Origin of the sequence: Clostridium beijerinckii, assembly GCA_003129525.1 — a bacterium.
Lineage (GTDB): Bacteria > Bacillota > Clostridia > Clostridiales > Clostridiaceae > Clostridium > Clostridium beijerinckii_D.
Map to the genome: position 1 here is coordinate 4,015,889 of CP029329.1, position 25,865 is coordinate 4,041,753.

Annotated in this window: 34 protein-coding genes, 1 pseudogene and 1 riboswitch; of the genes and pseudogenes, 7 read left to right on the forward strand and 28 right to left on the reverse strand. The window is 28.7% G+C overall.

Annotation, left to right across the window (positions count from 1 at the left end; translation table 11 throughout):
• Positions 1 to 56 precede the first annotated feature (56 nt).
• The 11 genes from DIC82_18065 to DIC82_18115 form a co-directional block, all read right to left on the reverse strand.
• Positions 57 to 407: a hypothetical protein gene (locus DIC82_18065; GenBank protein ID AWK52783.1), complete on the reverse strand. Its 351-nt coding sequence runs from the start codon at positions 405 to 407 to the stop codon at positions 57 to 59.
• 246 nt (positions 408 to 653) lie between these two features.
• Positions 654 to 1,154, reverse strand: a complete 501-nt coding sequence (locus DIC82_18070) for a hypothetical protein (protein ID AWK52784.1) — start codon at positions 1,152 to 1,154, stop codon at positions 654 to 656.
• A 269-nt stretch (positions 1,155 to 1,423) separates the two neighbouring features.
• Positions 1,424 to 1,582 (reverse strand): hypothetical protein, encoded by a 159-nt coding sequence (locus DIC82_18075; protein AWK52785.1) that lies wholly within the window; start codon positions 1,580 to 1,582, stop codon positions 1,424 to 1,426.
• Positions 1,583 to 1,654: 72 nt separating this feature from the next.
• Positions 1,655 to 1,735, reverse strand: a riboswitch (cyclic di-GMP riboswitch).
• A 341-nt stretch (positions 1,736 to 2,076) separates the two neighbouring features.
• Positions 2,077 to 2,265 (reverse strand): hypothetical protein, encoded by a 189-nt coding sequence (locus tag DIC82_18080; protein ID AWK52786.1) that lies wholly within the window; start codon positions 2,263 to 2,265, stop codon positions 2,077 to 2,079.
• 14 nt (positions 2,266 to 2,279) lie between these two features.
• On the reverse strand, positions 2,280 to 2,621 hold the full coding sequence (locus tag DIC82_18085; protein ID AWK52787.1) for a hypothetical protein: 342 nt from the start codon (positions 2,619 to 2,621) through the stop codon (positions 2,280 to 2,282).
• A 12-nt stretch (positions 2,622 to 2,633) separates the two neighbouring features.
• Entirely contained in the window at positions 2,634 to 3,197 is a 564-nt protein-coding gene (locus DIC82_18090) for a phage tail protein (GenBank protein ID AWK52788.1), read from the reverse strand.
• Position 3,198: 1 nt separating this feature from the next.
• Positions 3,199 to 3,528 (reverse strand): hypothetical protein, encoded by a 330-nt coding sequence (locus tag DIC82_18095; protein AWK52789.1) that lies wholly within the window; start codon positions 3,526 to 3,528, stop codon positions 3,199 to 3,201.
• Positions 3,525 to 3,881, reverse strand: coding sequence for a hypothetical protein (locus DIC82_18100; protein ID AWK52790.1), 357 nt, complete (start codon positions 3,879 to 3,881; stop codon positions 3,525 to 3,527). The genes DIC82_18095 and DIC82_18100 overlap by 4 nt, the downstream gene beginning before the upstream one ends.
• A 1-nt stretch (position 3,882) precedes the next feature.
• Positions 3,883 to 4,179, reverse strand: coding sequence for a phage head-tail adapter protein (locus tag DIC82_18105; protein ID AWK52791.1), 297 nt, complete (start codon positions 4,177 to 4,179; stop codon positions 3,883 to 3,885).
• Complete coding sequence (locus DIC82_18110) at positions 4,176 to 4,451, reverse strand: hypothetical protein (protein AWK52792.1); 276 nt, start codon at positions 4,449 to 4,451, stop codon at positions 4,176 to 4,178. Before DIC82_18110 ends, DIC82_18105 begins: the two co-directional genes overlap by 4 nt.
• Positions 4,452 to 4,648: 197 nt before the next feature.
• Entirely contained in the window at positions 4,649 to 4,831 is a 183-nt protein-coding gene (locus DIC82_18115; GenBank protein ID AWK52793.1) for a hypothetical protein, read from the reverse strand.
• A gap of 185 nt (positions 4,832 to 5,016) precedes the next feature.
• On the opposite strand from DIC82_18115, the gene DIC82_18120 reads away from it, so the two are divergent.
• Positions 5,017 to 5,241: a hypothetical protein gene (locus DIC82_18120; protein AWK52794.1), complete on the forward strand. Its 225-nt coding sequence runs from the start codon at positions 5,017 to 5,019 to the stop codon at positions 5,239 to 5,241.
• Between the two features lie 49 nt (positions 5,242 to 5,290).
• Positions 5,291 to 5,509 carry a DUF2922 domain-containing protein gene (locus tag DIC82_18125; protein AWK52795.1) on the forward strand — a complete coding sequence of 73 codons (219 nt, stop codon included), beginning with the start codon at positions 5,291 to 5,293 and terminating at the stop codon, positions 5,507 to 5,509.
• A gap of 83 nt (positions 5,510 to 5,592) precedes the next feature.
• Here the strand turns inward: DIC82_18125 and DIC82_18130 are convergent.
• From DIC82_18130 to DIC82_18165, 8 genes and pseudogenes are all read right to left on the reverse strand, one after another.
• Positions 5,593 to 6,345: pseudogene (locus tag DIC82_18130) on the reverse strand (phage antirepressor Ant).
• Positions 6,346 to 6,498: 153 nt separating this feature from the next.
• Positions 6,499 to 6,774: a hypothetical protein gene (locus DIC82_18135; GenBank protein ID AWK52796.1), complete on the reverse strand. Its 276-nt coding sequence runs from the start codon at positions 6,772 to 6,774 to the stop codon at positions 6,499 to 6,501.
• Between the two features lie 110 nt (positions 6,775 to 6,884).
• Positions 6,885 to 7,127: an AbrB family transcriptional regulator gene (locus tag DIC82_18140; GenBank protein ID AWK52797.1), complete on the reverse strand. Its 243-nt coding sequence runs from the start codon at positions 7,125 to 7,127 to the stop codon at positions 6,885 to 6,887.
• A gap of 68 nt (positions 7,128 to 7,195) precedes the next feature.
• A complete protein-coding gene (locus tag DIC82_18145) occupies positions 7,196 to 7,822 on the reverse strand; it encodes an AAA family ATPase (protein AWK53129.1) in 627 nt (208 codons plus the stop codon).
• A 49-nt stretch (positions 7,823 to 7,871) separates the two neighbouring features.
• Entirely contained in the window at positions 7,872 to 9,134 is a 1,263-nt protein-coding gene (locus DIC82_18150; protein AWK52798.1) for a phage replisome organizer, read from the reverse strand.
• Positions 9,135 to 9,283: 149 nt separating this feature from the next.
• Entirely contained in the window at positions 9,284 to 9,883 is a 600-nt protein-coding gene (locus DIC82_18155; GenBank protein AWK52799.1) for a hypothetical protein, read from the reverse strand.
• A gap of 199 nt (positions 9,884 to 10,082) precedes the next feature.
• Entirely contained in the window at positions 10,083 to 10,349 is a 267-nt protein-coding gene (locus DIC82_18160; GenBank protein AWK52800.1) for an excisionase, read from the reverse strand.
• An 88-nt stretch (positions 10,350 to 10,437) separates the two neighbouring features.
• A complete protein-coding gene (locus DIC82_18165) occupies positions 10,438 to 10,635 on the reverse strand; it encodes a DUF739 domain-containing protein (protein ID AWK52801.1) in 198 nt (65 codons plus the stop codon).
• A gap of 169 nt (positions 10,636 to 10,804) precedes the next feature.
• On the opposite strand from DIC82_18165, the gene DIC82_18170 reads away from it, so the two are divergent.
• The 3 genes from DIC82_18170 to DIC82_18180 all read left to right on the forward strand — a co-directional run bounded on the left by DIC82_18170 (position 10,805) and on the right by DIC82_18180 (position 13,936).
• Positions 10,805 to 11,137 (forward strand): XRE family transcriptional regulator, encoded by a 333-nt coding sequence (locus DIC82_18170; protein AWK52802.1) that lies wholly within the window; start codon positions 10,805 to 10,807, stop codon positions 11,135 to 11,137.
• A gap of 218 nt (positions 11,138 to 11,355) precedes the next feature.
• Entirely contained in the window at positions 11,356 to 12,522 is a 1,167-nt protein-coding gene (locus DIC82_18175; GenBank protein AWK52803.1) for a recombinase XerC, read from the forward strand.
• Positions 12,523 to 13,690: 1,168 nt separating this feature from the next.
• Complete coding sequence (locus DIC82_18180) at positions 13,691 to 13,936, forward strand: hypothetical protein (GenBank protein ID AWK52804.1); 246 nt, start codon at positions 13,691 to 13,693, stop codon at positions 13,934 to 13,936.
• A gap of 202 nt (positions 13,937 to 14,138) precedes the next feature.
• Here the strand turns inward: DIC82_18180 and DIC82_18185 are convergent, their stop codons facing one another.
• Positions 14,139 to 14,699 (reverse strand): hypothetical protein, encoded by a 561-nt coding sequence (locus DIC82_18185; protein AWK52805.1) that lies wholly within the window; start codon positions 14,697 to 14,699, stop codon positions 14,139 to 14,141.
• Between the two features lie 152 nt (positions 14,700 to 14,851).
• On the reverse strand, positions 14,852 to 15,076 hold the full coding sequence (locus DIC82_18190; protein AWK52806.1) for a hypothetical protein: 225 nt from the start codon (positions 15,074 to 15,076) through the stop codon (positions 14,852 to 14,854).
• Positions 15,077 to 15,328: 252 nt separating this feature from the next.
• On the opposite strand from DIC82_18190, the gene DIC82_18195 reads away from it, so the two are divergent.
• Entirely contained in the window at positions 15,329 to 15,625 is a 297-nt protein-coding gene (locus tag DIC82_18195; protein AWK52807.1) for a hypothetical protein, read from the forward strand.
• Positions 15,626 to 15,897: 272 nt separating this feature from the next.
• Here DIC82_18195 and arsB read toward each other — a convergent pair whose 3' ends face one another.
• From arsB to DIC82_18220, 5 genes are all read right to left on the reverse strand, one after another.
• On the reverse strand, positions 15,898 to 16,962 hold the full coding sequence (gene arsB / locus DIC82_18200) for an arsenical-resistance protein (GenBank protein ID AWK52808.1): 1,065 nt from the start codon (positions 16,960 to 16,962) through the stop codon (positions 15,898 to 15,900).
• A 110-nt stretch (positions 16,963 to 17,072) separates the two neighbouring features.
• Positions 17,073 to 18,707, reverse strand: a complete 1,635-nt coding sequence (locus tag DIC82_18205; GenBank protein ID AWK52809.1) for a dehydrogenase — start codon at positions 18,705 to 18,707, stop codon at positions 17,073 to 17,075.
• Between the two features lie 94 nt (positions 18,708 to 18,801).
• Positions 18,802 to 20,550: an arsenical pump-driving ATPase gene (gene arsA / locus DIC82_18210; GenBank protein AWK52810.1), complete on the reverse strand. Its 1,749-nt coding sequence runs from the start codon at positions 20,548 to 20,550 to the stop codon at positions 18,802 to 18,804.
• 59 nt (positions 20,551 to 20,609) lie between these two features.
• Positions 20,610 to 21,011 (reverse strand): arsenical resistance operon transcriptional repressor ArsD, encoded by a 402-nt coding sequence (locus DIC82_18215; protein AWK52811.1) that lies wholly within the window; start codon positions 21,009 to 21,011, stop codon positions 20,610 to 20,612.
• A 126-nt stretch (positions 21,012 to 21,137) separates the two neighbouring features.
• Entirely contained in the window at positions 21,138 to 21,461 is a 324-nt protein-coding gene (locus tag DIC82_18220) for a transcriptional regulator (GenBank protein ID AWK52812.1), read from the reverse strand.
• A 593-nt stretch (positions 21,462 to 22,054) separates the two neighbouring features.
• Here DIC82_18220 and DIC82_18225 point away from each other — a divergent pair.
• Positions 22,055 to 23,794, forward strand: coding sequence for an ABC transporter ATP-binding protein (locus DIC82_18225; protein ID AWK52813.1), 1,740 nt, complete (start codon positions 22,055 to 22,057; stop codon positions 23,792 to 23,794).
• 179 nt (positions 23,795 to 23,973) lie between these two features.
• On the opposite strand, the gene DIC82_18230 is transcribed toward DIC82_18225, so the two are convergent.
• Positions 23,974 to 24,390: an enoyl-CoA hydratase gene (locus DIC82_18230; GenBank protein ID AWK52814.1), complete on the reverse strand. Its 417-nt coding sequence runs from the start codon at positions 24,388 to 24,390 to the stop codon at positions 23,974 to 23,976.
• Between the two features lie 70 nt (positions 24,391 to 24,460).
• On the reverse strand, positions 24,461 to 25,855 hold the full coding sequence (locus tag DIC82_18235; GenBank protein ID AWK52815.1) for a transporter: 1,395 nt from the start codon (positions 25,853 to 25,855) through the stop codon (positions 24,461 to 24,463).
• Positions 25,856 to 25,865 lie beyond the last annotated feature (10 nt).

The following is a 25,865-nucleotide window of genomic DNA, read 5'->3' on the forward strand; positions in this document are numbered from 1 at the left end:
CTATAATACTCAACTTTAAATTGGAATTTGTCGCTTTCTTAATCATTCAAATTCTTTTATTTTTCCTCATGTTCTTTTGCAACAGCATATAATTTAGCTGCGGTCAGTTTACTTAATTCCGGATTATTGACTAATACCCTTACGGCATGTTTATTGATAAACAAATCAGATGTCTTATAGTCATAACCTTTCTCAAGAAGTAAATATTGTTCCAATTCTCTACATGGAGCATTTATGAATTTCTCATTCTTAAATATATTTAATCCTTCTTCTTCGTTAATGTTACAATACTTTTTTAGTAAACGAATAATTTCTTTTCCGTCTATTTTTGCTTCATATAACGCAGCTACTATTGTTTTTTTCTCCCTAAGTTCTATCTGCCGTTCTTCTAATAAGCTATGATACATTTTCTTCTCCTCCAGTCTACAAATTACTATTTATCTTTCAGTTAATAATAACATATTATGTAAATATAACACTATTGAATTTTCATAGAACATCTTTTTTATTAATTACTTCATCAAATCTACATCGGTTGCAGATCTACATCCGAATTTAGAATTGCGCAGAAAAAATACCGTAAATTCAATTCAACTTCTGAATAGTACGATACTTACATCTGTTATTTATTTGATTGTACATAATATTAAAAATTATAAAGCAAGGTTTCTTTGCATTACTTCGTCTACTTTTAATTTAAATTCTTCATCTATCGTAAGTTCAAAATTTTTATTAGTTTTTAATAATGTATTCACTTTAAATTGAAGTGTATTTGGTAATACCCAACTATAACTCTTAATTTTAGACCATTTATAAAAATCACCAGATTTATATATTCCATTTTCTCTTATTTCTGAACTTCTCAATGACCTTATGATATTAGTGATTGAAAATTCTATCCAAAATATATTTCCTGAAATATTATTAATAGCACTATCTTTATCATAGTGAGTGTAATGTCTTATATTAAACCAGAGTATCATACACCATATTATTAATAACACCATATATAAAATAGTTAGACCTCTTTTTTCTTTTACTTTTATAATAAATTTCCCATGATGGTATACTGTATATAAATCATTTAGCAGCAAACATGTTCCAATAATAATTAGTATTGTATAAAAAATTGTAAATAAAGAAAACTGATTCAAGCAATTCGCCTCCTTTTAAATTAAGACATATTAGTCTGTTATCATGTGCCAATTATACCACAAACTTCAAGTATTACATTGTTAAATTTTCAAAGAACAATTTTTAATTTACTGCATCAAATCTACAGATTGTAAACCTGAGCGAGAAAGCACAAAACTCATGCCATACTCAAACTTTTAGCATAAGTTTTTTAATTGTTATTATTTTTTAATGCCTCAGCTTCGTAATCAATACTACTCTATTATGTAACAATAAAAATTCATAAATCTTATTTTACTAAATAATCAACTATAAGTTTGTCTAATTCTTCACTAACTTTCTGAATTTCTTTCGGGTCTAAATTTTCTTCTATTTTATTGTGTAGTAATTCTCTTGCTATCTCAATTTTTATCTCAAGTTCTTTTCCATGATCTAATTTGTTTCTCATAATTTCATCCCCATAATAATAATTTTTAAATAAAAAGACCAATTAAAACTAATAATTAACAAATTAATTAGCTTAAATTGGTCGGTTGCACTGCTAGCTCTAGATTCCTAAAGTGCCCACGTAAAAGAATCTTTCATAGCTTCCAAAGTTTATTTGTTTAATAGTATAAGAAGACTGTTATTCATTAACTCTTGCAAAACATTCTTTGCATTTCATCTTTTTAATTAGCCTCCTTAAAATTCACCACTATTTGTTAATGTATTTGATAATAAATTATCCCATAACAATTAAACCATATGGCACATTACAAGTAATTCATTATTCAAATGGTTATTTCTTATATTAATTTTCTTACTTTACTTTTTAAACATAATTATGAAATAAATACTCAATATTCTAAATAGTGTATATATATTGTATCGAATATTTGTTCGGTGGTCAACCATTATTTGGGTAACATTTTAATTCATAAAATATACACATTGGGTTCCTTCTTAAAAATTATCAAAATCTTTTTGACTTGCTATCCTCACTTTTTTATTGCTTGGCTTATTCATTTCTATGTATTCTTCAATGAAATCAAGGCACATTCCAATGGTCATGTCCTCTAAATCTTCCCTATATAAATCACATTTTCTGCATAACAAAATGAATGATTCAGTAGTTATTACCTTATCATTCACTTCATCAGTACTTTCTATTTTTTTTTACTTTTAATACTTGCAGCAATAAGGTCTTGAACTTGTGGGATGATTTCGAACAAAGGGAACTCATCAAATCCATCCAACCAAGTAATTGGCTCTGGAATATCCTTATTAGCTGTTTTAGCCAAAGTCCAAATGATATTATAAAATATTTCAAAATCTGCATTTTCTAATACTTCATAATTAGACTTTTCCTCTTTGAAAGCACTTAATTTATTTAATTTAATTATTTCTACGAAGTAATCTTTCCCAAATTGAGCCTTAAATCTTAGTGGTGTTGCAGCTGTTGATTTAAATCTAATTTCTTTTTCATCTATAATAATTGTCTTTTCCATCTACATCACCCCTTAAACTGCTTTTTCATAGACTTTTGAATACCATGCATCGTAAATTGCTAAAGGAGTTCCTGTAGTAGTTTTTGTTTTAACTGCTAAATCAGTAGCTCTTGGTGAAGCTATGAATGCTAATTCATTCTCATTTGGTTCAGTTTTATCTGATTTTGTACTTGAACCAACTTTAGATCTTGATGCAGTACAGTTATATAAAACAAATCTTGTTGCTTTTATATCTCCTTCAAATTGAAACATAATTGCAAATGGCTTACCCACTAGATTTGCTTTTTCAGTTAACACTAAATCTATTGAGTCTTTTTCTTCACCTAATGCACTAATTGCAAATTCTTCTGGAATGTTTGCAATAGATAGTGTTCCATCGTAACCTTGATTATTGCTCGCTGAATAATAAAGTATATTATCAGCATAAAATTCAGTCATGTCTCCCCTAGGATCAAGCGACAAAGTAATCGCCCCTTGAATTGGTTTTGGTGTACCATATGTAATTACCCCATCAACAACTGTAAAAGGAGCATAATGTACATTCGTTAATCCAAAATTAACTTTATTTTCTGACATATTAAATCACCCTCATTTCATATACTTTTTGAAATATGTTCTCTGATTCAATGAAAGTTTCACTTGTTTGATAAGTTATTTCATGTGAATCCAATATATCTTCAAGCTTTGCTTCTGCTTGTAAATCTTTTTTATTTGTATACAATTCAATTTGAATATTATTTATTTTCTTATATACCTTATTATCTGCATACATATTTGATGAATAAGTAAATATGTAAGTTATATATGGTGGCTCTGGCATTGGGTTATTCTCTCTTACATTGAAATGAGAATACACAACTGGATACCCTGTTGTTTTTAAAATAGTAACTAATTCAGATAATGTCATCCTTTGACCACCTTCTCAACCCCATTTATAAAATCTTCAATTGCCTTTTCTTCGGCTGGTCGAATGTGGACTTTTGCTCCAACCCTACCTCCGCCAACTTTTAAATGTCCATGCTCCAATAAATGAGTTAATTGATAATCTGTTTTATTATGGATTACTTGAGCGGTTCCAACTTTACTAACCCGCCATCCTTTAGCATATCCGCCTGTATCTTTAGGACTAGAGTCTTTTAAAATCTTAACAACATTCTTTGCAGTTTCTAATTTTGTAGCTTCCAATCCTTCAGTTATTTCATTAGTGTAAGTTGATATTGCTGCAGCTATTTCTTTATATAAATCTTTCACTTCAGCCAATTTAAATCACCTTCTCACAAGTCAATTCTATTTTTTCAAAATCATTTGAATAAGTGCAGATTATTTTATACTTTTTACCCTCAAACTCAATAAGTTGTTCCCCACTATATTCAAATTTATTAATGTTAAAAATTACTTCTGGTTTTAATTCATGAGCAACCGCATTATAAAATTCAGTTCTTCCTATAGATTTTAAACCACAATAAATTACAGTTTTTATTTCAGTTGGAGTCTGATTTCCTATTTCATCTTCAGTATAAGTTTGCTGGATTAATGTTAATTCATAATCATAGGTCATATGGTGCTACCTCCAACATGAATAATTAAATTATGTAATCTAAATTGTAAATGCCTCGGCATACCAGCATTGTCTTTGTTTTGATAGCACCATGCAACATAGTCTACAACAAAAAGAAGATGATAATCGTTAACCCCATTAAGGATTAATCCTTTCTCATCTTCTAATTCTTTGATTACACCTTTTATAATTGCTGTTAGATATCCATCCCTTATGGTGGACTTGATACCCAATACTTCTTTTACCAATTGGAGGACTGTTGCTATATCCACTCTATACCTCCCTTATTATTTTTTTAAGCTAAATTGTTGATATGTGCATACTAAAAACAGGTAGTCCAACTTTAATTGAATTAGACTACCTGTTAATACACCAATTACGAACATCATGCATCATCTAGTTACATTAAATATCAACCTCATCAAAAAAATGTAACAACAATCATCTATGCTGCTACATTTTAAATCACTTAAATATTTTCTTTATAATTCATATTGTTAATCTCTATTTGCGCTAGCTCTTTAATAAGTATTCTCTGCTTTTTTGCATATCTTATTATTCCTATAATATAAAATACAATTACCACCAAAGTTATAATAGATCCACCCAATAAAATTAAAGCTAAATTATATAAATTATTTGATATACCCATTTCTCTATTCCTCCTATAATCTTTTATTCTAATGCTTGCCTTATTTATAGATATTTAATCATAGTTTTAATAAATAATTTTATTCTGTTCCAACTCTAATCACAATTTTTTTTGAAATATTTATGTGATAATTCACGACCACACATATATCCTCTATGAAAACAAAATGAAAGGATGTGAAACAAATGGCTGTAACTAAAGTTATAAATTCAACTACTCTTAGTATTGAAGTTCAAAAAGGGATTGATAAAGCGGGCGATCCAATTTTTTCCAAGAAAAATTTCTCAAATGTCAGAAATGATATTGTTGAACAAAATGCCTATGATGTAGCAGAAGCTATCAAAGCTGTCTTAGCTGCAAGCACTAGAGATACTTCACTTATTGTAACTTCAAACTTAGAAAATGCTTAATCAATTGATCATTGATCATTGAAAATTGTATAGAAAGGTGGTGAATTAAATGGAATATGTATTATCAATGACCTTTTTAACTGAATATGGTGAGAAGTCAACTTTAAGCATAAATGGTGTTAAATCTACTATTACACAAGTAGAAGCCAATGCTTTAATGGATACTATAATAGCAAAAAATATTTTCTTACCAGCTGCAGGTGCTCTTGTTTCAAAAAGTACTGCTCAATTGACTGAAAGAAAAGTCACTAAGTATGAAGTAGCTTAGTACTAAATTTGGAAGATAGAAGCTTGTCCTACAAAGGATGAGCTTCTATTTTTATGGATTTATCCTCAAAATCTGTTAATTTATTACTCTCTAATTTTTCTGCCTATGAAATCTATACCTTTTTGAAACACCATTGTTTTTATATTTATCTTTGTTTGTCCATTAGATACTGTATACTTTTGCTCTAATACTCGAAAATAACCACTGTCTACATACTGTTGATAAGGAATATTATTTCTATCAAATACTTTTTTATCTCTTAACAATGAAAATAATTTATTTCTTCCAACACCTTTAATTCCAAGAACTTTTGCTACATGTCCCATTTCGATACTATCTTTTGAACCTGCAACATCATCGTAAAACTGCGCTTTTGGTTCTAGTAATTTCACTTTTTTTTCAGCTTCTAACCTTGCTTTTCTCTCTTCTTTTAACTTTGTAGCTGCAGCAATAAGTAAATCAGGATTATCTAATAATTCATCTGTTGCATACATTCCTGTTTTTCGTATACAAGGTAATACCTCATCAAAAATCCATGCTTCAAACTTTTCTGCCCCTGGTAATTCAGATTTTGCCGCTAATCTATAAATATCACCTTCTGGAATGACACTCATTTCTATATTTTGAATAGCATCAGTTCCATCTTTCCTCTTTCCAGTAACTACCCCCACGTCGTGTTTCACGACACCCTTGCAATGTCTTAAAATTGCATCTCTTGGATTAACATAACCTAAGCATTTTGCAACATCTTTCCCAATGGCATAATCTTTATTATTAATTTTTACCCATCTTATTTCTCCAAATCTGTCATCTTTAAAAATTCGTAAACCATCCATTTGTTTATTTCTTTTTTACAAATTTTATATATTTTTTTGGTAATGAATTATCAGTGCTCAATTATTCACTATTTATCATTTATAATTCAAATTCCATGAATATGCCTTATCTATTTTTTATTGTCGTTGTGCAAAATATATACACATTCGCTACTATTGTTTATCATCTAAAATGTGATATTTCCTATCTTTGTATATACTCAGTCTTGAAATAAATTCTTCTTTATCAGTTGTTATTACAATAGTATCTGTATTTATTTGTTCTTCAAATATATCTTCTGATCCATTTATAACTACACTGAAATCTCCTTTTAGCATATCTATAACTCTTTTGGTAATTTCTTTTTTCTCTTTATATCTAATGTCTTCAATATTTTTATTTTTAGGGAATTCAATAACTCTCATAAGTTCCAGTTGTTCTCCCTTCACTTATCTACCTCCTCTTGTTTTATAAGTTTTTTTCTAAGCTGTCCTGATTCTAAACTCATTTTCACTATACCCCTAACATTCAAATTTTTATTAATTATATACTCGCCCTCTTATTCTTCTATCAAACCTTTTTTACATTTAGTGCAAACAATCATCTCTTTAAATTCAATAATGCTCTCATCACTACCACAAAATATGCATCCTCTAGTATATTTTCTTAATAATATTCCATTATTATCTTTGACTATTTCTAAAGCATCGCCTTCATTAATAGACATTACCTTTCTTATTTCTTTTGGTATTACAATTCTCCCAAGTGGATCAACTTTTCTTACTATCCCTGATTCTTTCATATTCTCAAACTCCTTCTAAATTATTTCTAAATGAACTTGTTTTAGTCTAAATTTATTGTGTAGCGAATTCATTTTAATCTATAATTATTGTTCATATCTTTCTCAATCTCAACCACATAATCCTTGCACATCTCATATATTCTGGACCCTACCCCTTCATCAAAAGCTAACAATCTATCAATAGAAAATTCACTGCTAACTATTATTGGCAGAAAGTTTAAGTACCTGTAATTAATGATCTCAAACATAATATTTATGTCGCTCTCGTTAATTTTACCTTTGAAGAGGTCATCAATAAGCAGGACCTCGCATAATTGATAATTTGAAATCATCTTGGAGTAATATTCAGTATCTAGCATATTTTGCTTTATCTTTGTAATTACATCCCTATAAGGCATATAGACAACTCTAGTTTTCTTTTGCAAAAAGTTTATTGCAAGAGCAACTGACAAATGGGTTTTCCCACTGCCAACTTGTCCGCAAAATAAAATACTGTTTCGTCTACCGCCTCTAACATCATCAAAATCCTGATAATAAGCTATAGCAGTATCTTTAGATCTTTCTGCTGCTGCATTCCATACTTCAAAATTAGAAAACTTATGTTTACACATTTCTGTATTAATTCCACATGACTTCCAATCATTTTTAATCTTTTCAATTTTCCTACATTCACAAGTTATAGCCAGAGGTTGCATATGCTCTTGCCGTTTTAAAATCCACCCTGTATCGTCGCATTTATCACACTTATATGAGGTTTTGTTCTGCCCCTTTTCGTTCATCTTCTGTAAGGTTTCGTGGTTTCTTTGGCTTGAATCCTGTAAATTCATTTTTATCTGCTGAGTTATTCTTTCCAGTGCTTCTAACCCCATTTTTATTCTCATCCCTTTCACTTGGATATCCTTCTCTTCTCCAGTTTTTAAGTATGCCATTAATGTATCTCATATCAGTTTGGTTTACTTCTAAAGCCTTATTTATAGCCATCTTAACTGAATCTGCACCATGCATATCAATAGCTAATCTCAATGCACCATAATTAATTCCACCAATTGCACCTGTAATTTTTTCATAATAAGTCATAATTTCTATAGCTTTGGAACTTATATCATCATCTGCTATAGCTATTGGCTTTTCTTTAATGTTTTTATTCTTAGCAAGACTTGATTCTTTTACCCCTTGAGAGAGACCTGACTCTTTTACCTCAACATCATGAGTTGATCCCTTATTATTTATATCACCAGTTTTATTATTACTCTCTATCTCTCTCTTATTCTTCTTCTTATTCTCTATCTCTTTCTTATTCTGTTCCGTTACTGTAACGTTACTTTGATTTTGTGTAACGCTAAAATAATCTTCTGTAACATTACAAGAATTTTTTGCAATTCCACTATTACTACTATTACTATTAGTGTTACTTATAAAATCTTCCATAGTATTTTCAGTATCATTTCCATCCTCTTCAATATTAGTTTTTGAATTTACTTCAGAATTGTCTAAAGGAACTATATTTTCACTATCTTTAGCTTTAACATTTGAATTTTCACCTTGATCTTCTTGAACTTTAACATCATAATTATTTTGTTTTTCCTCTTGGTGATTATCTCCAGTAGTTTTCTCAATTTGTTTTTTCTTCTCTCTATGATTTTCAGCTCTTTTCCTATTTTGAGCCCTAACCCTCTCCATGCCTTCAATGTTTTGATGCTTGTCCCAATTTATAATTTTAATTATATTGTTAGGAGCTATTTCAATCATTTCAAAATCAGATAAAGTTTTTAGTGCAAGTTTAATAGACTCTACAGGTCTATTAAATATTGTAGCTAGCATTTCATCAGTATATGGAATATTTTCACTTAAAAATATAAATCCATCAGAATTAGTTTTACCAGCTTGTACAAGTAATCTTATCCAAATGTAATGATTAGTATCTCTTTCTGGCATAGCATCCATTAATTTCATCTTTTCATCATCAGGCATACCAGTAGCTAATTTAATCCATTTAATATATGCCACTATTTTTTACCCTCCCCTAAACAAAATAATCTAAATCTTTCTAAACCCTTCCATGATGGTATTATCATCATGGAATTACAAACATCTATATAGCATTTGAAGACTATGAAATTCATTTATAAGTCCTCTCTTTCAAAAGGTTTAGAACGTTAATCTAATTCATCTAAACTTAATGGTTTCTTTGGCTCAACATTCTTTTCAATATAGTTATTCCAAAATTCCTCTTCCACTTTAACTATTTTTGAAATCAAGTTTTCATCCCTCATAACTTCTCTAATAATAAAATTTTCACCATTAATAAGAATTGCTATATAGCACTTATCTGCTTTTTTTACCTTCATATCATGTTGAGCTTGCATCACAAACTTTTTAGAAAATTCTACACTAAATATATCATTCTCATCAATTCCATTGATTAATTTACAGTCCAAAATCGAATTTTCACCAATAATCTTACGATTAACATTGGAAGCCATAAATTCATAATCCTTATCAATTGAATTTATATTATTCTTTCTTATTTTCTTTCTAGTCCTAATCATAAATTCTCTTGAAACAACTTCTTCTAAAGTATTTATCCAATATCTAGCTTCAACAGCTCTTTGAGAATTTTCTACAACCTTTGTCTTTTCTTCAAAAACATTTGTAATGCTCCTATACTTATCAAGCCCAAGAATTGCTCCAATATCTATACCTTCAATTTTATCTTTTCTTTTAAAAAGAGATTCCAATTTACCCAATCTATCAATTCCTCCCTATAAAAATATCTATTAAAATAAAGTTTACTTTAAACAAAAAACATTTTTAACTTTTTTACGTCATACTTGTTCCATGCATTTATCTTATATCAAGTTCTTAGTTAATTAATCATTTTATGAAGAGAAACATTAACTTTAATAGATCCGATTAAAACACGTTAACTGATTTTTAATTGTAACTTTAGATTAATTATCTTCTTAACTCATGATGAGTTTTTGAAATATTCTCAAGCCATTGATGAAATAATCCTCTATCCACCATTACCTTTTTTCCTATTTTAAAAAATGGAAAATTACCATTTTGCTTTGATATTTCTTCTTGTAATGTATTAAGTCCTATTCCAGACAAATAAGAACATTCCTTAAGAGAATAAGTAAGTTTCACTTCTGTAATTTCCTTTTCTTCTATATCTTTTTTTCTTAACTCAACTAAAATCTCTTTTAATATTTCTTCCATAGCTTGTCCCTCCGTATGCAAATATATTTTAATTATTAATATAAAAAATAATTAAATCTTATAAATTATTTTTTACTTTATAAGTAACCTACTTAACAAAAAAAATTTCTATTGGATTCTCAATTTCTAAAATTCTTATCATTTTATCTATTTCATCAGACCCGAATACACCTTTACTAAGTTTATTACTTAATGTTTTTGGAGATATCCCCAATTCTTTTGCCAATTTATCTTGAGTGTACCCCTTTGCTCTTATCTTCCCTTTTAATTCATTAACTAATATCACCTGATCACATCCTTATTGCTTATTAAGTAATATAATAACTTTAATGTATATTACTGTCAATACTCTTCAAGTAACTTTATTCCATTTTTTAGGAATAATTTGTTGCATATATGGAAACAAATGTTATAATATAATTAATTTCTAATATAAAAATAAGAGGATGATAAATATGGATTTTAAAGAAAATCTTAAAAATAGGCGTTTAGAATTAAATCTCACATTAGATGATGTTTCAAAAAAATTATCAATTAGTAAACCAACACTTCAAAGATATGAAAGTGGTGTGATTTCAAATGTACCTTCTGATAAAATTGAAAGACTTGCAGAAATATTAGAAACAACTCCTGCGATTTTAATGGGATGGCAAGAAAAAAAACTAGAGATAACACAATCATTAACAAAGGCACAACAATCTTTATTGGATAAATATAACACCTTAGATTATGTAGGTAAACACACAGTCGATACAGTATTACAAATGGAATTTAATAGATGCAATTAATGTATTTATTGTTTACGATTACTAATAAACATTCAAAAAATTGAAGATACTATATATAAATTTAAATTTGCTTATCTCTTATAAAAATATTTAAATTAGTATTCTTTACTAATTTAGATTTTTATATATTCTTTTAAGGATTCAACAATCTTTAAGTTTTAAAAGAATATGCGATTATCAAATATAAAATTGTAAACTAAAGATTTGGAAGTGATTTTATGGCTGTAAAAACCAATTGTAATAAAAATGGAACATCTTACTTTAGATCTACTGCGTCAGTAGGTAGAGATAGTAATGGTAAATTAATAAGAAAAGAATTCTACGGAAAGAGTAAATCAGAAGCTGAGTCTATGAGAGATGAGTATTTGTTAGGAATTAAAAGTGGTTTAAATATAGATACTAGAAATATTCTACTTGGAAAGTTAATGCATACCTGGCTCTTTGAAACTGTTAGAGTTTCTGATAGAATTAAGCCTACCACTTTTGAAAAATATGAATGTATATATAGGTTATATGTAAAAGATAGTGATATATATTCAATAAAAATAGTTGAACTAAAAGCACTTCAAATACAAAGATACTACAATAAATTATCTGAAAAAGGTAAAAGTAAAAATCAAATTGAAAATCTAAATAAACTACTAAAACAATTTTTAAACTATGCTGTTGATGAAGGTTACCTTACTAAAAATCCTTGTATTGGTAAGAAAATAGTTATACCTGGAGAGAAAAAATCTAAAGAAGAGGTTCAACATTTTAGTGATGAAGAACTACATATTTTAATATCCAATTTAGATAATAATGTCTATAGAGAATTAATTTTAATAGCTATAGGTACTGGTCTTAGACGTGGAGAATTATTGGCATTAACCTGGGAAGATATAGACTTAAAAAATTACAGTATAAGAGTCAACAAATCTTTATCAAAAGTTTATATAATTGCAGCTGATGGCTCTAAAGAAAGAAAACAAATAATACAAGTTCCAAAAACAAAAGGTTCCATAAGAGAAGTATCTTTTCCACTCAACTTAACATCAGCATTCAATGATTTAAAATTAAAACAAAAGAGATACAAATTAAAATGTGGATTATCTTATGAAAATTCAGATTATATATTCACAACATCAAGTGGTTCCCTAATTGATGTAACAAACCTCTCCCACGCTTGGGAAAACATACTCAAGCAAGCTGGACTACCACATAAAAAATTCCATTCATTAAGACATACATTTGCAACTAAATTATTTGAAAATGAAGTTCCGTTAAAAACAGTATCTGAACTTCTTGGCCATAGCTCTATAGATATAACTGCTAATACTTATACTCATGTTATTCCTAAGGAGAAGAGTAATGCTGTTGAAAAATTGAATTATATTTTTAATTGAAATTTATGTCTTTCGACTGTGCATTAAATTTTTCGAAGACCTACCCATGAAATTTATAGTATATGAGACAACCTACCAATAAAAAATAAACTGTCCAAAATAGAAATTAAAATTCTATTTTGAGACAGTTTATTTTGCTTTCAAGTATTCATTTTGCAATATATAAAATTTCCAATATTAAAATGGTTCTAATGATTCTTCAACCGAAGCAACTTTTTTAAAAGGAGTAAACTCTCGCTACACTTTGAAGATTTGTACTTCCTATCATTCCTAATTGCAAATCACATTTTCTATTAACTCTGAATATGAATATTTTATAAATTGATCATATAAGTTAATATTATCTTTTTTTAATTCCATATAAATTCACCTCGTTTATAATTCTATCTTTAATGAAATCATAACCTAAAACCATTGTGTTTTAAACTAAACAAATAAATTTTAATAAACTTTGAATTTAATGTGTTCTTACTTGTATATAACTACTTTATGATATGAAAGCTTATATAACGTGCTTAGTATCTCCATTAAATTTTCCCACACTTTTCCCACACAAGTTCTAAATAAAAATAAATCACCATAATTAACCATATTGCTAAACCGTCTATTTATCTAGCCTAATGGGTACTTATAATGATTTATAACTGATTATAATTTCTATTTTACCCAATCAGGAGTTCGATTCTCCTAGGGGTCACCATTTAAGTAAACATCAGCATTTAGGTATCTAAATGGTTGGTGTTTTTCTTGTTTTCCTGACTAAGTTTTTTATTAGTATTTTTTATACATAACTAAATCTACCAATTCTAATACAATCCTTGATTCCATAATATAACAATCCATTTCTTAATTGTATTTTATTTTTTATTACTTTCCAACTTCCATTTTCTAGAAAATTGAATAGCCTTCTCTTTCATCTCATTAAATAAAATGGACACTAATTGTTCCCCATCAACAATGCTTCGACCTTCATCTATAATAAATAAGTCTTAATTCTTAATATGTAATTACCTTATATATATTCATCAAATAGTTCTAAACGCTAGATTAAAACTCTATCTAAAATGGCATTTGCAATAACTGCATCTTTCAAATGTACAATCATATTATTTATATAATAATCATACTATCTATTAAGTGTTACTATTTGCAGATAGGAGGTATAACCTTGACATTTTTAGATAATCTATCCCCTGAAGACTTGCTAGTCTTAACAAATGCAATCACTATCTCACTTTCAAAAGACAAAACTGCTGATGAATTAAACGTTCTTGGAAACTTTATTGTAGGTATAGGCTGTTTAATGTTAACCGTTGCCTCCCAGCAACAATATTTATCTTCAATACAACAGCAGCAACAAGCTAATAAATCTAACTCCACACCAACAACTGAAGACGATCCTATAATGGGGTAATAAATTTTATACTCTATTTTAGATTATGCTAATTAGGTACTATACATATTTTCTGCAGTTTGGCTAAAATTAGAATTACGTAGAAGAAAATACCGAAAATTCGTTTTTATGAATAATACGGTATCTCAATTTTTACATATTAATTTTTCAATTTCATATATTTTAAATCCTTCATCATGTAGTTTTTTTTAATGTTGATATTTTATTTTCCAATCGTACCTTTTATTGAATCAATTTCAGATATTAAATCATTTATTTGTAATTCTAACTTTCTAATCTTCTTATTTTGATTTTTAATAATTTTATCATTATAATCAGAATTTGAAGTTTTTTCGTAATCTTCGTTAGAATCCTTATTATTACTTGTAGTACTATTTTGAGACGTATTAGAATTAGTTGAACAAAATGGATTATTTACATTATAATACATAGGATTATAATAACGTCCTGGTCCGCCTTGAAAATACTGTTGTTGTGTATTATATGTCAAAATCACTTGTCCGACTAGTTCAAGCCAATTTCCCAATGCATTTTGGACATTAAAAGGTATATTTCCAGCAATTATGTTTCCAAGTATTTCTCCTACTGTAACAAATAATTCAGGACTTAAAGATTGAAATCCATTTGGTATATCATTACATCCCATATTATTAAAGTTATTCGTTGAATAGCTGTTTGATTCTCCTGAGCTATCATTGTTTTCATTAGTATATCCACACGCTCTTGCCATGTCTTCAAAACTATTCCATCCACTAAATTTCAATATTCCCTCACAATTATATAATTATTTCTATTTATTTTATTATTTTCTTTAAACAAATATTACTTTTAAAATTATTAATTTGCTCCCTTTCTGTCATTATTAAATGCTAAATTATTGCATAAAAAAGAACCCTATTTCTAGAGTTCTGAAATTTACTGAGTAACATCTGCATATATTTTTATTATATATATTTTTTTGCGTTCTACTTTTAATATTCTAACTAAACTATTTTCCCATATATATTCAACAGCTTTATTAAAATCTTCTGCACTCAAATTTACATCATTACTAGATAATATTACTATTGATTTTCTACAAGATTGTATTATTGGTGATACCTTTATTTTTTCTAATATCACATTTACGTTATTATCCATATTTTTCACTCCTCTTATCTAATTAATTATATAAAAATTGACTTATTTTATTCCTTTAATAGTATTATTTAGAAAAATATTCTCATTTAAATCTCTCTACAATCGTATTTCAGGATATTAGGAAAAATTTCTTAGTATATATACCTTAATATTGTCATGAATAAAAAATATCAAATGTTTAATCCCAAGTATGAATATACTATATAAAGCTATTCATATACTTAAGTAAAATCATTATATTTAAGGAGTTAAATGGATACTAGACAATTAACATTCTATCATTTGTTATATGGAAAGATAAAAGCAAGTCATAAGTTCTATGCCAAGAAAATTTTATATGTACTCTACCCAGATAAGTCATTAAATCAACTCGATATACTTTCAAAGTTTTCTAATAAACATTCGAAGATAGTAAAATCATCTATAAAGGATCTTGAAGAGTGCAATTTGATTATGAATGCTAGCACATCAAAATCACCACGAAGCGAAAAACAATATATACTTACTAAACATGGCAAGCAAATCATTGAAGAAGATAGCAATCTATAATAATACTGAATATTTCCCCATGAAAAATGCACCTCCAAATATTAAATATGATTATCTCATATGTCTAACATTTGGGGTGCACTTCATTTTGGATTATTCCGCAAATAGAATACAATAAAAGCTAGGAAATTTAATCCTAGCTTTTAAATATTTATACCTTAATCATATATTTTTTGTATGTTTTATCAAATATATGAAGTGTTTAAATTTATACTTTCTCTTAATATTTCTTTTTTAAATATGCAACTAAACTTTACTAATGTTTATTTTAATTATTCAATTTCTGTATTCCTGTTATAGTTAAAATACTTTCTTCCCCAATACAATGCTACATTTACTAATCCTATCATTACAGGTACCTCAATTAATGGTCCTATTACTGCTGCAAAGGCTACCTTTGACTCAATTCCAAATACTGCTACTGCAACAGCTATTGCTAGTTCAAAGTTATTACTAGCAGCTGTAAATGATAATGTGGTAGTTTTGTGGTAGTCTATACCAGATTTATAACTGATATAAAACGATATAGAAAACATTACTATAAAGTAAATTATAAGAGGTATTGCTACCTTAACAACATCTAAAGGGAGTTCTACAATATACTTCCCCTTAAACATAAACATTACTATGATTGTAAATAACAATGCTATTAAAGCTAATGGACTGATTTTAGGAATAAACTTTTTTGTATACCATTCTGTTCCCATTTTAGGTTCTAATATAAGTCTAGTAAGCATTCCAAGTAAAAAAGGAATACCTAAGTAAATTGCAACCGACGTTGCTACTTCCCCCATGGAAATATGAACTTCAAACCCTGTAAGTCCAAATACAGGTGGCAATACTGTAATAAAAATATAAGCAAATACAGAATAGAAGACTACTTGAAATATAGAATTAAATGCTACGAGTGCCGCTGCATATTCGCTATCTCCATCTGCTAAGCTGTTCCAAAGAATTACCATAGCGATACATCTAGCAAGTCCTATAAGAATAAGTCCAGTCATTAATTCCGAGTCAGATTTTAAAAATACAAATGCTAATATAAACATTAGAACTGGTCCAATAATCCAGTTTTGTACTAATGATAATCCTAGAACTTTAGGATTTTTAAATACTTTTCCAAGTTCCTTATAATTTACTTTAGCTAATGGTGGATACATCATTACTATAAGACCAATTGCTATTGGTATTGATGTTGTACCTACAGATAGTGTTGATAATGTTACTGAGAGTGATGGCACCCCCCATCCAAGTAATATTCCTAGTGCCATTGCAACAAATATCCAAAGAGTTAAATATCTATCTAAGAATGATAGTCTTGATGATTTATTACTCAATATAATCCCCTCTTTCCATTTTTATCTTTTACATATAACAATTAATAATATAACTTCTACTTAATAAAATTCATAATTTGTAAAGTTAATTGTTTGCAATTCCCAATAATTTATTTGCTTCCCTTATAAAACTTGTGTCCACCTGAAAGGTTATACACCTTTTTGTATCCATGATTTATAAATATATTTTGAGCTGCATTGCCTGTAACACCTTTATTACAATAAGTTATTACTACTGCATCTTTATCTAAAGTTTCCATAACATCTCTTAGGTTTTTATGAGGTATATTTACTGCATTATCTATATGCGCTTCATCATATTGTTTAGTAACTCTTGCATCTACTATTTGAACTTTTTCATCGTTTTCTACAAGTTTCTTAAGTTCTTTTGCTGTTATTATAGGTCTATTATTATTTAATGCATTATTTAATATCATTCCTGTATAATGAACGGGATCTTTAGTAGTTGAAAATGGTGGTGCATATGCAAGATCTAAATGAAATAATTCATCTACCTTAGCTCCATAAGTTATTAAAGTAGCAAACACATCTATTCTTTTATCTACGCCTTCATAACCTATGATTTGGACTCCTAATATTTTTTCTGTATTTTTATCTGCAATGGCCTTTATAACCATTTCTTTACCATGAAAATATGATGGTTTATCTGGTTTTATATTGTGACATATTTGAATGTCATAGCCTTCTTCTATTGCTTCTTTTTCTGAAAGTCCAGTACTTGCAATAGTCATATCAAATAACTTAAATATTCCTGTGCTTAGATTTCCTCTATATTCAATATTTCCACCTGATATATTATCACCAGCAATTCTACCAGTTTTATTAGCAGTAGAACCAAGTGGTCTGTACACTGGTTTTCCTGTTATAGTTGAAAAAGTTTCTATACAATCACCACAAGCATAAATATCAGTTATGTTAGTTTGCATTTTATTAGTAACTTTAATAGCTTTAGTTACACCAATTTCTATTCCTGCTTCTCTTGCTAGCTCTATATTGGGTCTAACTCCTGTTGCCATAATTACCATATCGCTTTTAAGCACAGTCTTATCATTTAAAATAACATTTTTATCATCTATTTTTGTAATGGTTGAATTCTTAAATATATTTATTTTCTTTTTTATAAGTGCATTTTCTAAAAACTTAGCCATATCCTCATCAAGATTAGGTGTTATTTTATTTTGCATTTCAACTATAGTTACATTTACTCCATCACCCATTAAATTTTCTAACATTTCAAATCCAATAAATCCTGTACCAACAATTACTGCATTTTTAGGTTTTTTATTATCTATGAAATTTCTTATATTTCTTGCACTTTGAACATTTCTTAAGAAGAATACATTTTTGTTATCTATACCTTCTATTGGTGGTATAAATGGTGAAGCTCCAGTAGCTATAACTAACTTATCATATTTATCTTTAAAAACTTCATTTGTATTAAGATTTTTCACTTCTAATTCTTTTGAATCTGGATTTATATTTAATACTTCATATCCTGCATATACATCGATATTATATTTTTTCTTGAAAAATGCAGGATTTCTAGGAGTTAGTTCACCAATGTCTTCTATCTCTTTACCTATATAATAAGGTAATCCACAGCCTGAATAAGATATATCTCTGTCTTTTTCATAAATTATAATTTCTGCATTATCATCATTTCTTCTTGCCTTTGCAGCTGCTGAAGTCCCTGCTGCCACTGCTCCTATAACTATTAATCTCATTTTTTACCTCCAGATGTATATTTAACATTTGTATAATTAATATCACTACTAATAAATTTAGCGTTAATAATTAGTAGTGATATTAAGTTTTTAACTAATCTATTAATTCTGTAAGTTTGTCTCCTGTAACTTCATCAGCTTTCCATTCAACAACTGCAAAGTTTCCATTTGAAATTTCATTGACCTTATTAATCCATTGAATTTCATTTCTTGCTTTTGCCTTTAAAATGTCATTAGTTGTATTAGTTGCATAAAGGCTCGAATTTATAACCCACCATTTACTATGAATCTTTGCTCTGTCTAAATCCTTTTGAAGTCTCATAGCTTCATAAACTGGAGTTGTTTCAGCTAAAGTTACTATAATAACCTCTGTTTCTTTTTCATTTCTTAATGTAGGTAATAACTTTATAACTGATTCAGGTATATCTCCTTGTGATCTAGAAATTTCTTTATTATAGCTTTCAGTTGAATCTAAAAGTAATAAAGTATGACCTGTAGGAGCTGTATCTATTACTACCACTTCATTTTCTGATTTTTCAACGATTTCTGCAAAAGCTCTAAACACAGCTATTTCTTGAGTACAAGGTGATCTTAAATCTTCTTCAATATATTCAATATCTTCATCAGTCATATTATTTTCTCTTGCCTTACCTAATACTTCTTGCCTATATTTTTCAAGTTCTTCTTTTTCATCAATATTACTTAATGAAATTCCATAGCTTTCGTCCAATACAAATTTTAAGTGACCAGCTGGATCAGTAGTTGTTAAATGAACCTTCTTACCTTTTTTAGATAAACCTAATGCTATTGCCGCCGCTATAGTTGTTTTACCAACTCCACCTTTACCCATAGTAAATATAACTTTTTTATTACTATTATAAAGATCTTCTATAACATTTTTTAGCTTTGGTACTGAAGTCATGTTTAAAGTATCGTTACTAACTTTAATATGGTTTTCTTTTAGTAAAGCTCTTACATTCTCAAGTCCTGTTATATTATAAGGTCTTAAAGGAATTTCAAAGGTTTCAATATTTTTAAGTTCAGCTGGAATATTTTCTAAAGCTTTTTGTTGCTTTTCATAAATAGCAGTTGATAGCTCATCATCATGATTTTGAAGTACACCATTTACAACTAGTATTTGATTTTTTACTCCTATTTCTTGGAGTTCACTTGAAGCTCTTTCTGCTTCTTTTAGTGGAGAAATCTCAGGGCGTGATACAAGTACAAGTATAGTCTTATCTTTATCCGCTAAAGTATTTACTGCATTTTTATAGATTTCTTTTTTATCTTCAAGACCGGCAAGTTGACCAAGACATGATGCTCCATGAGTACTTTCATCAATAAAATTACTCCAAGCAGAAGGTAGCTGTAACATTCTTAAAGTATGACCTGTTGGTGCTGTATCAAAGATGATGTGATCATATTCATGAAACACCTTTTCATCAGTTATCATTGATGAAAATTCATTAAATGCTGCAATTTCTACAGTACATGACCCTGACAATTGTTCTTCCATATTCTTTAATACTGCGTCTGGCAATTTTCCTCTATATGGCCCAATAACACTTTCTCTATATTCAGCTGCTGCAGCTTCTGGTTCAAAATTTGCAACTACTAAATTTGGAACTTCCTTTATTTGAACTCCCTTGTTATTTAATTCAGTACCAAATACATCTTGAAGATTTGAAGCTGGATCTGTACTTACAAGCATAATCTTCTTTCCTTCATCAGCTAGACTCAGCGCAACTGCACATGCTGTTGAAGTCTTACCAACTCCACCTTTTCCAGTAAAAAATAAATACTTAGTTAAGTTCAGTTCTTGTATATCAAATGCTTTAAACATAATTTGCCTTCCCTTCTACTTAAAAATAATTACTTTCTCCTATAAATCAAAATTATCTTCTAACAACATCCACCTTTACATCCACAGCCATTATTAGATTTCTTTATATTCGATTTATTTATATTAGTCTTTTTTATATTAACTGCTAAATAGCTTGCTGGTATTTCTAACAAACTACAAAACTCTTCATTAGTTGGATATTTACCTTCTTTAACTACAATTCCATCTACCATAGTTACAGGTAATGTATTTACTCCTTTAGTATTTAATATTGCATTTATTTCTTTATTATCTATAAACGCTTGAGGATTACTTGTAAGATTATATCTTTCAACTAATATACCCTTATTCTTTAATGTGTTTAGAACAGTTGAAACTCTTAATAATTCCTTATTTACAGATGGACCACAAACACCAGTTGAACAGCACATAGCTGGATCAAATATTATCATTTTTTTCATTTTAAATTCACTCCTTCTGATATCTCGTTTAGCATAGATTAAATACACACTACTCACATACGTTCGTATGTGTAAGCGATTCACACAAAATACAAGATTTTGGTTCTCTGCTTAAACGGATTGTTTTTATTTACAAATACATTTTGTTTTATCCTTGCAAATACATTCTTCAGTTTCTGTTACAATATTCATTAAAAATAAACTTAACTTATTACAATTGTTAACATTCAAATAATAATAACTCCAAAGTCCTTCCTTTCTAGCCTCTACAAGTCCAGACTCAATTAATACTTTCATATGATGTGAAAGTGTTGGTTGCGTAAAATCAAAATGATTTAAAATATCACATGCACACTTTTCGCCACAAGATAATATATCAATTATTTTTAGTCTACTTGCATCAGATAATGCTTTAAATATTTTTGCATTTTCTTCATAATTCATCTTCATTCAGAACCTCTCTATATAGATATTCATCTATTTATAATATAGAACAATACCTATATATTGTCAATATTATTGTTGTTTTAAAAGAGTTTTTATCATCACTATATACATATATATCTATTTATATACTCATTTTATGCAAAAATTTAATTATTGCCACAAAATAGTATTATGAAAATATTCTAATGACTATACATCGTTTCAAAATTTTCCAAACAAAAAACAAACCCCAAATAACTAAGTCGTTTGCTTTTATATTATTTGTATGTTAAATCTTTAGATAGCTCTTTTTTACGATAAATACTTTTTTAATTTCTTCTGCAATAATTGTTAATTTAGCCATCCAAATATTATTTGCATTGAATTTGTCAACTTATAAAGTTATGGCACTGACCTCTTTATGAGGTAAATACTACCGATTTACTATGAAATGATTGAAATTAGTCGTAAAAAGTGTTATGCTATCAACATTGAAAGAAAACAGAATATCATTACTATATAGTCTTCCCAATTGCAAAATTGCGATTGGGAAGATTATATATTGAAGAGCTTATTTTTATAGGCTCTTTTCAAATGATTAAAAGAGAGGTAATAATATGATAAAAATTGATAACTTATCCTACTCATTTCCGCAAAAAGACCTATATAATAATATTTCTTTTACTTTAGAAAATGATCAACATTGTGCTTTTATAGGAACAAGTGGTAGTGGAAAAAGTACACTTATAGATATAATTATGGATCCAGAAAAATATATGTTCGATGGTAAATTAGAGATGGATCCAAGTTGTAGAATTGGATATGTAAGTCAGTTCTCACAACTAGACAAAACAAAGGAAACTACAGTTTTCGAATATATAGGGGAAGAATTTATTAAGCTGCAAAATGAAATAACATCTATTTGTGCTGAAATGGAAACTTCTTCAGATATTGATACTTTACTAGAAAAGTACCAACAAGCTTTAGATTCACTTGATGCAATTGGTGGTGATGATTTCGAAAGCATCCTTAACAAGAAACTAAATCTTGCAAACTTAGATAACCTTAAAGATCTTATGGTATCTGAACTTAGTGGTGGACAATTCAAGCTTATTCAAGTAATTAAGGAAATGCTTAATAGTCCAGACTTAATGATTATGGATGAACCAGATGTATTTTTAGACTTTGAAAATCTTAATTCTCTTAAAAATCTAATTAATTCTCACAAGGGAATATTGTTAGTTATTACCCACAACAGATATCTGTTGAATCATTGTTTTAATAAAATTATTCATCTTGAGAACATGGAGCTTCAAGAATTTGATGGAAGATATATTGATTATAACTTCACATTACTTCAAACTAAAATTGAGTTGCAAGAACTTGCTATTGCTGATGATGATGAAATTGAGAGAAACGAACGCATAATCAAGAGACTAAGAGATAGAGCAGAAGTTTCAGGTGAAACTGCTGCTGGAAGATATCTAAAAGGTAAAATGAAATTTCTAGAAAGGTTAGAAGCTCGTAGAATAAAAACACCTTTTGTTGAAATTAAGCAGCCTTATATCCGTTTAACTACTATTAATGCTATAGAAGAAAAAATAGCATTAAAAGTTAATGATTACAGTGCTGGGTTTGATGAGATACTTTTAGAAAATGTTAACTTTGAGATTAAATCTAATGATAAAGTAGCTATTATTGGGTTAAACGGTACTGGAAAAACAACCTTGCTCAAAGATATCTTTAAAAATAATCATCCTGCTATTGAAATAGATCCTGACATTGAAGTAGCTTATTTATCACAAATTCAAGGCGAGATATTAAATGAGTCTAATACAATACTTGAAGAATTCCTAGATGCAGGATTTAAAACTTATGAAGAGGTTGAATCCTACATTTCAAACTATGATTTTGATGAAGAATTAATTAACCAAAAGATTGAATCTCTATCTGGTGGAGAGAAAAATATACTTCAATTAATCAAAATTTCTGCAAGCAAAGCAAATATGCTGCTTCTTGATGAACCAACAAGTCATTTAGATACATATTCACAAATGGCCCTTGAAAAAGCCATAGAAAAATATAACGGTGCAATTTTAATGGTATCACATGATTACTATTCTATAATAAATTGTGTAGATTATGTTTTACTTATTGAAGATAAAACAATCAGAAAAATGAACATGAAAAAATTTAAAAAGATGATTTATGCCAAATACTTTGATAAAGACTATTTACAAATTGAACAAAAGAAAATGGAATTGGAAATGAAAATAGCCATATGTCTCAGAAATACTGATTTTGAACGTGCAAAAACTTTATCTGAAGAGTTAGAATCGCTGATTAAGTTATTTTAAATCTTAGCAAGCACCACAGAGGTCCAGTGATTGCTAGCTAAAAGTACTAATTTATAGTTATTTGTTATTTTAATATCCTTTTTAGGTATGGTTAACAGGTAGAATTATAATAATCCTCACACAAAAACAGTGTGAATTTCAATTAAACGAAATTCACACTGTTTTTTTAAAGCTTGTCTTTATTTTGGTGGCATTATAGTTGCTACACCTTTAAGTACTTCAATACCATTTTGATTTTTGCATATGGTATTTAGTTTTATTCTATTCTTTTCATCAAACTTCTCAATTACCTCTACCTCAGCTTTAATTGTATCTCCTATCCTTACTGGAGCCATAAATTTGAGCTCTTGTCCAAGATAAATAGAATCTGCTCCTGGCAATTGCATACCTATTACTGCAGAAACTAAACCAGCTGTTAACATACCGTGAGCAATTCTGCCCTGAAACATTGTTTTTTCTGCTTCAACTTGATTTATATGCGCTGGATTCAGATCTCCTGTTATACCAGCATATAAATACACATCTGTTTCTGTAATAGTTTTTTGAAAGGATGCTTTATCACCAATATTTATTTCCTTTATAGTTAAGCCCTTCATTAGTAATTCCTCCTTATTTACGCTATATCTAATTTTACTAACAATATTTACATTTTGTTTTATATTTTAATTAAACGAAGTGTAAAATACTTTGTAATGCTATGAGTATAAAAACTGTTCCTGTTTTAATACAAGTAATCACGAAAATATCCTTATATGATTGTTTATGAGTTAATCCTGCAATTCCGAGTAATGTAATAACCGCACCATTGTGAGGTAATGTGTCCATTCCACCTGATGCCATTGCAGCAACACGATGAAGCAATTGTGTATCTACACCAGCACTATTTGCCCAAGCTAAATACTGCTTACCAAATGTGTCGAGTGCTATACTCATTCCACCGGATGCAGAACCTGTAACTCCAGAAAGAACGTTCACTGAAACTGCTTCCGAAAGTAGTGGACTACCATTTGGATTAATATTTGTTAAAGCGTGAGCTATAGATTGAAATCCTGGTAGAGTTTTTATAACATTACCAAAACCTACTTCTGATGCTGTATTCATAACAGCTAAGAGTGATCCAATAGCACCAGCATTAATTGCTGTTGCCATGTTACCTTTCATACGCCTTGGATTAATAGCAACGGCAAGAACAATACCAAATACAAGTGCAATCATAAGCGCCCAGTTATTCATTGAACCAACAACACCTGCTTCAGGAATGTTGTAAGGCGCTTTAGTAACCCATGATGTAATATCCCATTTAGGGAATATTACTTTTTGTAAAACTAAAGTTACTGCAAGTACAGATGCTAGTGGTAATACTGATATAAATGGATTTGGTAAACTATTGTCTTCAACAATTACAGGTTCTTGAGTATGATTTGTTCCATACCCTTCTCCCTTTGCTTGAGCTTTACGTTTACACCATTCTAAGTACGATACACCACAAACTAAAACAATAATAGCGCCTAGTGTTCCAAATACTGGAGCAGCATAAAGGTCTGTGTTAAAAAATTTCATTGGTATAGAATTTTGAATCTGAGGTGTTCCTGGAAGTGCATCCATAGTAAATGTAAAAGCACCTACAGCGATAGTCGCTGGAACAAGTCTTTTTGGTATATCTGCTTCTTTAAATATTGAAGCTGCAAATGGGTAAACAGCAAATGCTACAACAAAAAGGCTAACTCCACCATAAGTTAAGATAGAAGCTGCTAAAATTACAGATAACATAGCACGTTTTTTACCTAACTTTTCTACTATGTATTTTGCAATAGATTTTGCTGCACCAGATTGCTCCATAACCTTACCAAATACAGCACCTAGCAAGAAGAATGGAAAGTAAACTTTTACATAGTTGCCTAAGTTAGGTAGAAATATTTCTGTATACGTTGGCATAATTGCCATTCCAGAAAATATTGCTGCGGCTATTGCAAATATAGGTGCGAAAATAATAACTGAGAACCCCTTATAAGCCATAAACATTAAAAGTGCTAAACTTATTAAAATTCCTACAACTGCCATATATAAAACC

Coding starts and splice junctions, on each gene's coding strand:
- DIC82_18140 (AWK52797.1), bottom strand. CDS start 7,127: ATGAAAGAATCAGGGATAGTAAGAAAAGTTGATCCACTTGGGAGAATT.
- DIC82_18190 (AWK52806.1), bottom strand. CDS start 15,076: ATGGATAATAACGTAAATGTGATATTAGAAAAAATAAAGGTATCACCA.
- DIC82_18095 (AWK52789.1), bottom strand. CDS start 3,528: ATGACATTATCTGAATTAGTTACTATTTTAAAAACAACAGGGTATCCA.
- DIC82_18105 (AWK52791.1), bottom strand. CDS start 4,179: ATGACCTATGATTATGAATTAACATTAATCCAGCAAACTTATACTGAA.
- DIC82_18205 (AWK52809.1), bottom strand. CDS start 18,707: ATGAGATTAATAGTTATAGGAGCAGTGGCAGCAGGGACTTCAGCAGCT.
- DIC82_18230 (AWK52814.1), bottom strand. CDS start 24,390: ATGAAGGGCTTAACTATAAAGGAAATAAATATTGGTGATAAAGCATCC.
- DIC82_18195 (AWK52807.1), top strand. CDS start 15,329: ATGGATACTAGACAATTAACATTCTATCATTTGTTATATGGAAAGATA.
- arsA (AWK52810.1), bottom strand. CDS start 20,550: ATGTTTAAAGCATTTGATATACAAGAACTGAACTTAACTAAGTATTTA.
- DIC82_18175 (AWK52803.1), top strand. CDS start 11,356: ATGGCTGTAAAAACCAATTGTAATAAAAATGGAACATCTTACTTTAGA.
- DIC82_18170 (AWK52802.1), top strand. CDS start 10,805: ATGGATTTTAAAGAAAATCTTAAAAATAGGCGTTTAGAATTAAATCTC.
- DIC82_18225 (AWK52813.1), top strand. CDS start 22,055: ATGATAAAAATTGATAACTTATCCTACTCATTTCCGCAAAAAGACCTA.
- DIC82_18235 (AWK52815.1), bottom strand. CDS start 25,855: ATGGCAGTTGTAGGAATTTTAATAAGTTTAGCACTTTTAATGTTTATG.
- DIC82_18220 (AWK52812.1), bottom strand. CDS start 21,461: ATGAAGATGAATTATGAAGAAAATGCAAAAATATTTAAAGCATTATCT.
- DIC82_18120 (AWK52794.1), top strand. CDS start 5,017: ATGGCTGTAACTAAAGTTATAAATTCAACTACTCTTAGTATTGAAGTT.
- DIC82_18115 (AWK52793.1), bottom strand. CDS start 4,831: ATGGGTATATCAAATAATTTATATAATTTAGCTTTAATTTTATTGGGT.
- DIC82_18125 (AWK52795.1), top strand. CDS start 5,291: ATGGAATATGTATTATCAATGACCTTTTTAACTGAATATGGTGAGAAG.
- DIC82_18160 (AWK52800.1), bottom strand. CDS start 10,349: ATGGAAGAAATATTAAAAGAGATTTTAGTTGAGTTAAGAAAAAAAGAT.
- DIC82_18215 (AWK52811.1), bottom strand. CDS start 21,011: ATGAAAAAAATGATAATATTTGATCCAGCTATGTGCTGTTCAACTGGT.
- DIC82_18085 (AWK52787.1), bottom strand. CDS start 2,621: ATGGAAAAGACAATTATTATAGATGAAAAAGAAATTAGATTTAAATCA.
- DIC82_18090 (AWK52788.1), bottom strand. CDS start 3,197: ATGTCAGAAAATAAAGTTAATTTTGGATTAACGAATGTACATTATGCT.
- DIC82_18065 (AWK52783.1), bottom strand. CDS start 407: ATGTATCATAGCTTATTAGAAGAACGGCAGATAGAACTTAGGGAGAAA.
- DIC82_18145 (AWK53129.1), bottom strand. CDS start 7,822: ATGCAACCTCTGGCTATAACTTGTGAATGTAGGAAAATTGAAAAGATT.
- DIC82_18075 (AWK52785.1), bottom strand. CDS start 1,582: ATGAGAAACAAATTAGATCATGGAAAAGAACTTGAGATAAAAATTGAG.